This window comes from Phocaeicola sp. RTP21198st1_B8_RTP21198_201120 (assembly GCF_040929485.1).
In the GTDB taxonomy this organism is placed as follows: Bacteria; Bacteroidota; Bacteroidia; order Bacteroidales; family Bacteroidaceae; genus Phocaeicola; species Phocaeicola dorei.
Window position 1 is genome coordinate 25,427 of record NZ_JBCOCI010000051.1, and the last position, 11,835, is coordinate 37,261.

Here is an 11,835-nt window from a genome sequence, read left to right on the forward strand (position 1 = left end):
TTAGTTATATAAATGCAAACATCTAATTTTGGACAAATGTGGGAAAAGTTTTTTTCATATGCAACTTTTTTTGCCTAATTTATTTCTTAAATAATCACAACACTTTGTTTTTTAAGTGGCAAAAAAGTTTATTTGTCCGATCTACAATAACCGGCTTCTCTTTCAAGTAGTAATTTCCAACCAAATGAGTTACGAATAAAAGTATATCTTATTTATTATTATCAGGCAGAGATCCCGACCAAATCTAAAGATTTTACTACCTTTGTAGCCGATTACGTTTTAAAATAATAAACAGATATGTTCCAAACTCTAAAAAATTACTTCGGATACGATAGTTTCCGTCCTTTACAGCAAGATATTATTCAAAATATATTAGCTCAAAAGGATACTTTGGTATTAATGCCTACAGGAGGAGGGAAATCCATCTGTTATCAATTACCGGCTTTACTGATGGAAGGTACGGCCATTGTCGTTTCACCTCTTATTTCTTTAATGAAAGACCAGGTGGAAAGTTTACAAGCAAACGGAATTGCAGCACGGGCACTGAACAGCAGCAATAATGAAACAGAAAATATAAACCTACGTCGCGAATGTCTTCAAGGAAAAATCAAATTGCTTTATATTTCACCTGAACGATTACTTATAGAAACAAATTTCCTGTTGAAAGATATCCAAATATCTTTATTTGCCATTGATGAAGCTCATTGCATCTCACAATGGGGACATGATTTCCGGCCTGAATATACCCAATTAAAGGTACTACGTAATCAGTTTCCCAAAGTACCGATCGTAGCATTAACTGCTACAGCTGACAAAATAACCCGAAAAGACATTGCACAACAATTGGCCTTGAAAGATCCTAAAATATTCATATCTTCCTTTGATCGTCCCAATCTGAGTTTGGAAGTAAAAAGAGGCTACCAACAAAAGGATAAGGCACGGACTATCCTTGAATTTATAGAAAAACACAAAAATGAATGTGGTATCATTTATTGCATGAGCCGCAGCAAAACAGAAAGTGTGGCCGCAATGCTGATGAAACAAGGTATCCGTGCAACCGTTTATCATGCAGGATTAAGCAGTGATATGCGTGATAAAGCACAAAATGATTTCATAAACGATCGTGTACAGGTAGTGTGTGCCACTATTGCTTTCGGGATGGGAATTGATAAATCCAATGTACGCTGGGTTATTCATTATAACCTTCCTAAAAGCATAGAAAGTTTCTATCAAGAAATAGGACGTGCCGGACGTGATGGTATGGAAAGTGATACTTTGCTGTTCTATTCACTGGGAGACTTGGTTATGCTTTCCAAATTCGCTACAGAAAGCAGCCAGCAGGAAATTAACTTAGAGAAATTACACCGAATGCAACAATATGCTGAATCGGATATCTGTCGGAGGCGTATTCTGCTGAACTATTTTGGTGAGACAATGGACCATGATTGCGGCAACTGTGATGTGTGCCGTAATCCCCCCGAGCGCTTTGACGGAACAATCATTGTACAAAAAGCTTTAAGTGCAATAGCCCGAACTAACCAACAAATAGGCACCCACATGTTAATAGACATATTGAAAGGGTCAGCGAACCAAGAACTGATTGACAAAGGTTATGACAAACTGAAAACATATGCTGCAGGAAGAGATATTCCTGCACGCGACTGGCAAGATTATCTGCTGCAAATGCTGAATCTAGGCTATTTCGAAATAGCCTATAATGAAAACAATCACCTCAAAATAACTGAAAGCGGGCAAAAAGTATTGTTCGGCAAAGAACCCGCCATGCTGGTAGTCATCAAACGGGAAGAATTCATACCTGCTAAGGAAAAACGTAAAAAGAAAGCCAAGGAAGAGGTACTCTTTCCCACTCCGGTTACTTTTGGTAATGAAAACAAGGACTTGTTCGAGGAGTTACGTGTACTGCGTAAAAAACTGGCAGACCAGCAAGCTATACCTGCCTATATTGTTCTATCCGACAAGACTTTGCACCTGATCGCCACCCAACAACCTACAACTATAGAAGCATTCGGCAACATCAATGGTATCGGCGAATATAAGAAAGAAAAATACGGAAAAGATTTTATAGAGTTGATAAAAAAGGTATTGCAAGAATGAAAATACCTTTTTTAAAAGCTATTTCCCTCATATACCAACAATAGGAACAGATAAATTCTGTTCCTATTGTAAAAGCACGATGATTGTCTGACAATAATCCTGTTCGCATTTTTACTTACTCGCTTTCAGCTTATCCTGCAACTCCGGTCGGGGCACTCCCAACTCTATTGCTTTTTCAAAAGCAACATACGCTTCTCTTTTCTTTTTCTGACTTAAATAAATCTCACCACACATCACATAAATTTCCGCATCGTCCGGTGCCAGTTTGGCGGCCTCCTCCAAATCCAATAAAGCCAGATCAGGCGTATTCATTTCTACAGCCAATGTAGCACGAGCTTTCAAATAAGAGACATCTCTGGGATTATCGGAAACCAATCTGTTGAAATCTTCTAAAGATTCACGATACTTCAACTCCTTCTGATTTAAAAGTGCCCTGCCCAAACGTGCAGTATTATTTCCCGGTTCCTCCTGTAATAAAGTGTTATAATCTATTCTCGCTCCTTTATAATCCCTACGTTGCATATAAATATAAGCCCGGAAAAGTAATGCTTCCTTATTTTTCTTGTCTATATCGATCACATTACAATAATCCACATAAGCCCTGTCAAACAAATTTTTCTCCAAATAGAGTGAAGCACGATTGAGTAATGTAACAACAGAATATGGAGTAATATTCAAGGATAACGTGTACGAGTCAATAGCATCATCTATTTTCCCCAATCTCCGCTGGACCGTTCCTAGATTAGTAAACAATAAAGCATTACGCATATTGGCAGGATCCATCTTCAATGCCTGTCTGAACAATATTTCTGATTTTGTCAAACTGTCTTTTTTTGCCGCATCCAACGCACTGGTTATCAGTTCATCGTAAGTTTGCGCCTGCAACTGCATACATGCACATAGCAACATAAGATAACATACGATCTGTTTCATCCGATTTTCTATATTAATTAATTCCGGTTGCAAAGGTAGAGGAATCTTTAACGATATTCCTTTAGTTTAATTAAAAAAAGCATAAGGTAGGTTTCTCGTTTTAAAGGGTATTCCGTATATTTGGCATACAATTTTAAAAGAATAAAGAACATGAAAGTAGAAAAAGCGATATTCGCCGCCGGATGCTTCTGGGGCGTACAACATCAGTTCGAACGTATTCCGGGTGTACTAAACACTACAGTCGGTTATACAGGTGGTCCGGAAGCCAACCCCGCATATACTCAGGTAAAAGCCCACATGACACACCATGTAGAAGCTATTTTTGTAGATTATGACGCCGACATGGTTTCTTATGTGGATTTGTGCAAACTTTTTTTTGAAATACATGATCCCTCACAAACCGATGGAATAGGTCCCGACCTCGGGCCGCAATATCGGAGTATGATTTTCTACATGGATGAAAAACAAAAATCCGAAGCTGAAGAGGTCATCGAACTGCTTCGCTCGAAAGGTCATAGAGTCAATACCAGATTACGCCCTGCCGAGAAATTTTGGGAAGCAGAAGGCTATCATCAGCACTATTACGATAAAATGGGAGGAGAACCTTACTGTCATATACGCGTAAAAAAATTCTAAATTAAACAACAGAGATGTGTTCAAATAATGGCACACCTCTGTTATTCATAATTATCCGAAACCTTTCATCATTTCATCAATGCGTCCAGATACATATAAAATTCGGGGTCCTCGCCAACTACCTGTTTAGCAATTTTCCCTTCAGGATCAATCACATATTTAGTGGGATAACCACTTACTCCATACATCACCGCCACATCCGGTTCACCTATATTGCGTACATTAATCCACGGCAATTGATGCTCAGCTACTGCTTTTTTCCATTTATCCTCTGTATCATTGCAGTCAATCCCTACAAATTCTATTTTTCCCTTGTATTTTTCATATGCCTTTTTCATTTCGGGAATTCCTTTTATGCACCATCCACACCAGCTTCCCCAGAAATCAAGCACTACATATTTACCTCTCAGAGAAGATAAGTCAAAATTCTTTCCATCCAAATCCTTCAAAGTAAATTCCGGAGCGAGATTACCTGGTTTCATTGCTTCTTTTGCTTTATCGCGAGCCAGTTCTTTCTCATATCCTTCTCTCATTCTCTGATATAAAGGAGCCATCATTCCTTCCTTTACCCGATCAGTCAAAACATTAAAAGCATCCCCCAACTGATCCCTTGACAACTGTGACATTACATATACTGATACATCTTTATCCGGATTCTGCCTAACATAGTCACTTTTTATTTTTAAAATATTTCCATACCATTCTTTTGCTGGAGCATAAACTTTACGGATAGAATCTCCGGGTATTCCTTTTTTCTCCATATCCATACAGACTACGTTCAATGAATCTATTTTATGACTATATGTTTTACAGTCCTCCACCACTTCATTATAATCGTCATAAAAGGAACCTCCCTCCAATTTATATTCATCCAATGAACCTGAAATTTTTATAGGCTGGCCAGGCAACAGCAAAAAACTTACAGCTTTCATCGATATGGCAGGTATACTGCCATCCTCATTGGGTTTCACTGACGGTTTACCATAAATATAAACCTGTTTCAATACACTATTACCTAAATTAAAGGCAAAACTTCCATTTTGCATGGCAACCGTATCTGTCCTACGACTATCACGATCATTTACAGGAAAAGATTGTACCAATAATGTATCACTCTCGATACCAGTCAGCGTACCGCTGATTTCCGGTCGGCTCAAAGGCTGGCAGGCAATCATAAAACCAGCTCCTACCAAAGCATAAACTAAATTCTTCATTTAAATGTCTTTCAATTATTATCTTTGTTTTATTTGCAGCATCAAATATACTTTTTCTTATCCAATAAAAATAAAGAATCAGAAGTAAAATGCCATTCACTTCTGATTCCCCGTAAAAGACCTATAAATTTCTATGCTTTCTTGATATAATCCACAATCCAAGCACCCACTTCCCTGGTACCATACTTGGCCCCACCTTCAACCTGAATTTCCGGAGTACGCACATTTTCATCCAAAGAAGCATCTACAGCCTTACGAATCAAGGCGCCTTCCTCCTTAAGGTCAAAATACTCAAACAGCATGGCTACCGATAGGATTTGAGCCAATGGATTGGCTATATTCAATCCTTTAGCCTGTGGCCATGAACCGTGAATAGGTTCGAATACCGGAGTGCTTTCACCCGTAGAAGCAGAAGGAAGCAATCCCATAGAGCCGCTGATAACAGAGCCTTCATCTGTCAGAATATCACCAAATGTATTCTCAGTCACCATCACATCAAAGAAACAAGGATCCTGAAGCATCTTCATGGCAGCATTATCCACAAACATATAGTCTGTAGTCACTTCCGGATACTGAGGAGCCATCTCTTGTGCAATCTGTCTCCACAGACGTGAAGATGCCAACACATTGGCTTTATCAACTACAGTAAGATGCTTACGGCGCTTCATAGCATATTCAAAAGCCACTTTTAAGATACGCTCAATCTCCGGACGAGTGTACATATTGGTATCGTATGCCTTATCATTATCCTGATATTTTTCTCCGAAATACATACCTCCGGTCAATTCACGGATACAGATAAAATCTGCATTTTCCACCAGTTCAGCCCGTAACGGAGATTTATGAACCAGACATTTAAAAGTCTGCACAGGACGAATATTAGCAAACAAACCCAATTTTTTACGCATAGCAAGCAAACCTTGTTCCGGACGAACTTTTGCTGTGGGATCATTATCAAATTTAGGATCACCTACAGCAGAAAACAACACTGCATCCGCATTCTTACAAGCCTGAAAAGTCATTTCAGGAAACGGATCACCTACTTTATCGATCGCATCCGCACCACAGATCGCATATTCATAACTTACTTTATGACCAAATTTCTCGCAAACAGCATTCATCACATCAACGCCTTGCACTGAAATCTCCGGTCCGATACCGTCACCGGCTAAAACTGCAATTTTAAAATCCATTTTTTTAGTGATTAATGGTTAGCGGTCAGTGATTAATAGTTGGCGGTTAATGAAATCTGACAACACTGTTCATTAACCACTAACCATTAATCACTAACCATTATTATTCATATTCATTTTCTATTATATTCAGCATTTTCATGGTAGCCTTAATAGCAGCCTCCGTCTGGTCAGCATCCAGCCCACGAGTACGAAATACTTTTTCTTCAAAACTCCAAGTTATTACTGTTTGTACAAATGCATCTGTACGGCCCCCAGGAGGAATACTTACCGCATAGTTGGTCAACATAGGGAATTTACGCCCCAGTGTCACTTTATAAATTTTACGCAATGCACGCACAAAAGCATCATACTGACCGTCGCCGCTGGAATTCTCCTCAAACTCTTTTCCATTAATCTCTATTTTCACAGTAGCCATCGGCTTCAGTCCATGCGCCAGTGTCACAATATAACTTTTCAATTTTACACTTTCGCTTACCACCCCATGCTTCAGCACATCGGAAACAATATAAGGCAAATCCTCCTGAGTAACCAGTTCCTTCTTGTCACCCAATTCGATAATACGTTCCGTTACCTTACGCATGGATTCTTCATCTAAATCAAGACCCAAATCCTCCAGATTTTTACGAATATTGGCTTTGCCACTAGTCTTGCCCAACGCATACTCACGTTTACGCCCGAATCGTTCCGGCAGCAAATCATTGCAATAAAGATTATTCTTGTTATCACCGTCGGCATGAACGCCGGCCACTTGCGTAAACACATTCTCACCCACAATCGGCTTGTTGGCAGGAATAACAATACCTGAATAAGATTCCACCACTCGGCTCACATCATTCAGACGGCTTTCGTCAATATTGGTCAAAGCATTAAAATGATCCTTCAGAATAGCTTGAACACTGGCAAGTGGTGCATTTCCTGCACGTTCCCCTAATCCATTGATAGTAGTATGAAGCCCTTTAACCCCACTCAGCACAGCAGCAAGTACATTACTCACAGCCAAGTCATAATCATTATGCGCATGGAAATCAAAATGGGTATGAGGATAACGTTTTTTCATCTTCCGCATAAATTCTATCACTTGCAAAGGATTCAAGATACCTAATGTATCGGGTAACATATATCGCTTGATGCTAGTATCCTTCAATCCGTCCATCAACTGGAATACATAGTCAGAAGAGTCTTTCATACCGTTACTCCAATCTTCCAGATATACATTAACGGCAATATCCAGTTCATCAGCATAACGCACCACATTCACAATATCTTCAATATGTTCTTCAGGCATTTTCTTCAACTGCTGTGTACAATGTTTCAACGAACCTTTACACAATAAGTTTATTACCCTGCATCCTGTACGTTGTATCCAGTCTACAGAAGTACGGCCATCCACAAATCCGAGCACCTCCACTTTGTGAAGCAAATTCCGGCGGGCAGCCCAGTCACATATCATTTTAACGGCTTCAAATTCGCCATCCGATACACGGGCCGAGGCAACCTCTACCCTGTCTACCTTTAAATCTTCCAATAGCAATCGAGCAATCATCAATTTTTCATGGGGTACAAAAGATACTCCGCTGGTTTGTTCACCATCGCGGAGTGTTGTGTCCATGATTTCTATTTTGACGCTTTTTCCCATGCTTCTATCTTGTCTTTGTTGGTCAGCAAAAAGTCGATATCATCCAACCCGTTCATCAAACAATGTTTCTTATATGCATTGATTTCAAAATGTTCGCTTTTACCTGTAGCCTTGTTGGTTATAGTCTGTTCAGGCAAATTTACTTCCACCTCTATTTTTGGATCTGCATGAATTGAATCAAAAAGTTCCTTCAAGAATCCTTCACTCACCACCACCGGAAGTACAAAATTATTTAATTCATTATTCTTATGAATATCAGCAAAGAAGCTGGACACAACTACCCGGAAACCATATCCGGCGATAGCCCATGCAGCATGTTCACGGCTGGAACCAGAACCGAAATTCTTTCCCGCCACAAGGATTTGTCCACCGTAAGTAGGATTATTCAATACAAAATCCTTGTTAAGAGAACCATCTGGATTGTAACGCCAGTCACGGAACAGATTATCACCAAAGAATTTCTCTTCACGAGTTGTCGCCTTTAAGAAACGGGCCGGAATAATTTGGTCTGTGTCCACATTCTCTAAAGGAAGGGGTACGCAAGTGCTTGTTATGATATTGAATTTCTGTTTCATTGTCTTCGCATTTTTAAATTAGTTCTCTAGGATCTGTTATTACACCGGTCACTGCCGCAGCAGCAGCTACCAGCGGACTGGCAAGCAACGTGCGAGCACCTGGTCCCTGGCGTCCTTCAAAATTACGGTTACTAGTAGATACCGAATATTTTCCGGCCGGAATCTTATCATCATTCATAGCCAGACAAGCAGAACATCCCGGTTGACGGATAGAAAATCCTGCTTCCTCCAAGATTTTGTCCAAACCTTCTTCACGAATCTGTGCATCTACCATCCATGATCCTGGAACCAGCCATGCAATCACATGATCTGCTTTCTTTTTCCCTCTCACTAAAGAGGTAAAGGCACGGAAATCCTCAATTCGTCCGTTAGTGCAAGCACCCAAAAATACATAATCAATTTTCTTACCTAGCAAGTATTCTCCCGGCTGAAAGCCCATATAGTCCAAAGACTTTTTAAAAGAAGCACTTTTATCATCTACCGGAATATGTTCAGTGATTCCCATACCCATTCCTGGATTCGTTCCGTATGTAATCATCGGCTGAATATCTGCTGCATCAAAACGAACCTCTTTATCAAATACAGCATCATCATCACTCTTTAATGTTTTCCAATGAGACACCGCTTTATCCCAATCCGCACCCTTCGGAGCATGTTCCCTGCCTTTTATATATTCAAAAGTCACTTCATCAGGAGCAACCATGCCACCACGTGCCCCCATTTCAATACTCAGATTACATAAAGTCAGACGTCCTTCCATACTCAAGTTACGGACAGCTGAACCGGCATATTCCACGAAGTATCCAGTAGCACCACTGGTTGTCATCTTAGACATCATATAAAGAGCCATGTCTTTTGCCGTCACTCCTTTACCCAGTTCGCCATCAATAGTGATACGCATGGTTTTCGGACGAGATTGTAAGATACATTGTGAAGCCAACACCATTTCTACTTCACTGGTTCCAATACCGAAAGCAACAGCTCCCATCGCACCATGGGTAGAAGTATGCGAGTCACCACAAACAATTGTCATCCCCGGCAAAGTCAGCCCTCTTTCCGGACCTACTACATGAATAATACCATTTCTTTTATCCATCATACCGAAATGAGCCAAACCGAAATCTTTGGCATTCTTTGCCAAAGTATCCACCTGCGTTTTAGAAACCGGATCCTCAATCGGTTTGTCCTGGTCATGTGTCGGAGTATTGTGATCCGGCATACAATATACATGATCCGGACGAAAGACTTTCACCCCGCGTGCGCGCAGTCCCGCAAAAGCCTGCGGACTAGTTACTTCATGACAATAAAGCCTGTCTATATAAAGCTGAGTAGGTCCGTCCTCAACCTTTTGTACCACATGGGCATCCCAAATCTTATCAAATAATGTGTTAGCCATTTTACGTATTATTATCTTTTAAACTTGTTGATACAATCAATATATGCTTCTACTGATGCAGCGATAATATCTGTATTCGCTCCGAAACCATAGTACATCTGTCCGTCATATTCCACCTGCATGTGTACTTTACCCATATCATCACTACCTTTACTGATAGCCTGGATCGTAAATTCCTTCAACACCATGTGGCGGTCAATAATTTTTTTCAAAGCCTTGATAGCAGCATCTACCGGTCCATTTCCACTGGCAGCAGCTTCAAAGTGCTCTCCTGCAATATTCAGCCCTAAACTTGCCACCGAACGAACTCCCACTCCGCTTGTTACCTGCAAGTAATCCAGTTTAATATGGTTATTAACACTTCTATCGGCACCTGCCAATACCAGAATATCATCATCTGTGATATCTTTCTTCTTATCAGCCAGTTTTAAGAAATCCTCATATACCTTATCCAATTTGTCCTGCTCCAGTTCGACTCCCAAAACATGAAGACGATGTTTTAACGCAGCACGTCCGCTACGAGCAGTCAAAACAATAGCATTATCATCAATGCCCACATCCTTCGGGTCAATAATTTCGTATGTTTGTACGTTCTTCAAAACACCATCTTGATGGATACCGGATGAATGTGCAAAAGCATTGCGTCCCACAATTGCCTTGTTCGGCTGAACCGGCATATTCATCAAACTTGACACCATACGGCTAGTCGGATAAATCTTCTGAGTATTGATATTTGTCTGAATATTAATATCATTATGGCATTTGACAATCATTGCCACCTCTTCCAAGGAAGTATTACCAGCACGTTCTCCAATACCATTGATAGTCACTTCTACCTGACGTGCTCCATTTAACACACCACTAATCGTATTAGCAGTAGCCATACCCAAATCATTATGACAATGAGTAGAAATAATAGCCTTATCAATACCATCTACATGATCTACCAAATATTTAATTTTCGCCCCATACTCTTCAGGCAAGCAATAACCTGTAGTATCAGGTATATTCACTACTGTCGCTCCCGCTTTAATAACAGCTTCTACCACACGAGCCAAATATTCATTATCCGTACGTCCTGCGTCTTCCGCATAAAATTCCACATCATCTACATAGCGACGTGCATATTTCACAGCAGCCACCGCACGTTCAATAATTTCTTCACGAGTAGAATTGAATTTATATTTGATATGAGAATCTGAAGTTCCAATGCCAGTATGAATACGTTTGTGCTTGGCAAACTTCAATGCGTCAGCAGCTACATCGATATCTTTTTCAACTGCACGAGTCAGCGCGCAAATGGTTGGCCAAGTAACAGCCTTAGAAATTTCAATTACTGAATTGAAGTCCCCCGGACTTGAAATAGGAAATCCTGCCTCAATCACATCCACTCCCAAAGCCTCCAACTGCTTAGCCACCTGAATCTTTTCCACTGTATTCAACTGACATCCCGGAACCTGTTCGCCATCACGAAGAGTGGTATCAAAAATAAATAATCTGTCACTCATAAATTTCAATTTTATACATTATTACATTCATAAAAAAAACCTTTCACACAAGGAAGTGAGAAAGGCTTTCGTATATCATTATTCACACATACTTTTATGCACAACACTCACTTCCTGCTGACTTTGCCAGTAGAATAATAATGCCGCATAGCAAAATATGTATAAATCCTTGGTTCATTGTTTATCTCTTATTTTATCTAAAACGTTGCAAAGGTAGAGATTATTTTCTAAACACAAAATAAAAATGAAAGTTTTTTCATAATATAAACTACGATTTTTTATTTATTCTATTTTTAGAGTAACAGTTTATAGGAAGATATACATCTACAAGTATCTCTATAGAAGTGTATCTCCAAAGTTATAGATCACTTTAGATATAGAGGCCCAATTGAATTGACACAAATTAAACTCACTTTATGACATAGACATGAACATTGCCCGCTACAGGGCAAAACTTCCGGGGTTGCTTCCCGCCGGAGAAGGAGCATGGCGGAGCCAGCCGGGCAGGCCCGGGGAAACGGCGGAGCCAGCCACACGTGGATGTAAATTCACACGTGGATACAAAAAAAAAGCCTCCGGAACTTCTTCAAGTCCGGAGGCTTCAATCAAAAACGGCAGCTACCTAC

General features: G+C 40.1%; 10 protein-coding genes. 3 read left to right on the plus strand and 7 right to left on the minus strand.

Annotation, left to right across the window (positions count from 1 at the left end; all coding sequences use genetic code 11):
• Nucleotides 1-297: 297 nt before the first annotated feature.
• On the plus strand, nt 298-2,115 hold the full coding sequence (gene recQ, locus AB5935_RS16280; RefSeq protein ID WP_007842237.1) for a DNA helicase RecQ: 1,818 nt from the start codon (nt 298-300) through the stop codon (nt 2,113-2,115).
• 111 nt (nt 2,116-2,226) lie between these two features.
• Here the strand turns inward: recQ and AB5935_RS16285 are convergent, their stop codons facing one another.
• A complete protein-coding gene (locus tag AB5935_RS16285) occupies nt 2,227-3,081 on the minus strand; it encodes a tetratricopeptide repeat protein (RefSeq protein ID WP_007842235.1) in 855 nt (284 codons plus the stop codon).
• Nucleotides 3,082-3,198: 117 nt separating this feature from the next.
• On the opposite strand from AB5935_RS16285, the gene msrA reads away from it, so the two are divergent.
• Complete coding sequence (msrA, locus tag AB5935_RS16290; protein WP_007836691.1) at nt 3,199-3,684, plus strand: peptide-methionine (S)-S-oxide reductase MsrA; 486 nt, start codon at nt 3,199-3,201, stop codon at nt 3,682-3,684.
• 68 nt (nt 3,685-3,752) lie between these two features.
• On the opposite strand, the gene AB5935_RS16295 is transcribed toward msrA, so the two are convergent.
• From AB5935_RS16295 to AB5935_RS16320, 6 genes are all read right to left on the minus strand, one after another.
• Nucleotides 3,753-4,898 carry a TlpA disulfide reductase family protein gene (locus AB5935_RS16295; RefSeq protein ID WP_038608731.1) on the minus strand — a complete coding sequence of 382 codons (1,146 nt, stop codon included), beginning with the start codon at nt 4,896-4,898 and terminating at the stop codon, nt 3,753-3,755.
• 131 nt (nt 4,899-5,029) lie between these two features.
• Entirely contained in the window at nt 5,030-6,091 is a 1,062-nt protein-coding gene (leuB, locus tag AB5935_RS16300) for a 3-isopropylmalate dehydrogenase (RefSeq protein WP_007836689.1), read from the minus strand.
• A 103-nt stretch (nt 6,092-6,194) separates the two neighbouring features.
• On the minus strand, nt 6,195-7,730 hold the full coding sequence (locus AB5935_RS16305) for an alpha-isopropylmalate synthase regulatory domain-containing protein (RefSeq protein ID WP_007836687.1): 1,536 nt from the start codon (nt 7,728-7,730) through the stop codon (nt 6,195-6,197).
• On the minus strand, nt 7,709-8,305 hold the full coding sequence (gene leuD / locus AB5935_RS16310) for a 3-isopropylmalate dehydratase small subunit (RefSeq protein WP_007836685.1): 597 nt from the start codon (nt 8,303-8,305) through the stop codon (nt 7,709-7,711). The genes AB5935_RS16305 and leuD overlap by 22 nt, the downstream gene beginning before the upstream one ends.
• A gap of 13 nt (nt 8,306-8,318) precedes the next feature.
• Nucleotides 8,319-9,701 (minus strand): 3-isopropylmalate dehydratase large subunit, encoded by a 1,383-nt coding sequence (leuC, locus tag AB5935_RS16315; RefSeq protein ID WP_007836683.1) that lies wholly within the window; start codon nt 9,699-9,701, stop codon nt 8,319-8,321.
• Nucleotides 9,702-9,712: 11 nt separating this feature from the next.
• Complete coding sequence (locus AB5935_RS16320; protein WP_005840837.1) at nt 9,713-11,209, minus strand: 2-isopropylmalate synthase; 1,497 nt, start codon at nt 11,207-11,209, stop codon at nt 9,713-9,715.
• A gap of 427 nt (nt 11,210-11,636) precedes the next feature.
• Between AB5935_RS16320 and AB5935_RS16325 the strand changes: the two genes are divergently transcribed.
• On the plus strand, nt 11,637-11,835 hold a 199-nt coding region (locus tag AB5935_RS16325; protein WP_368327488.1), incomplete at its 3' end, for a hypothetical protein.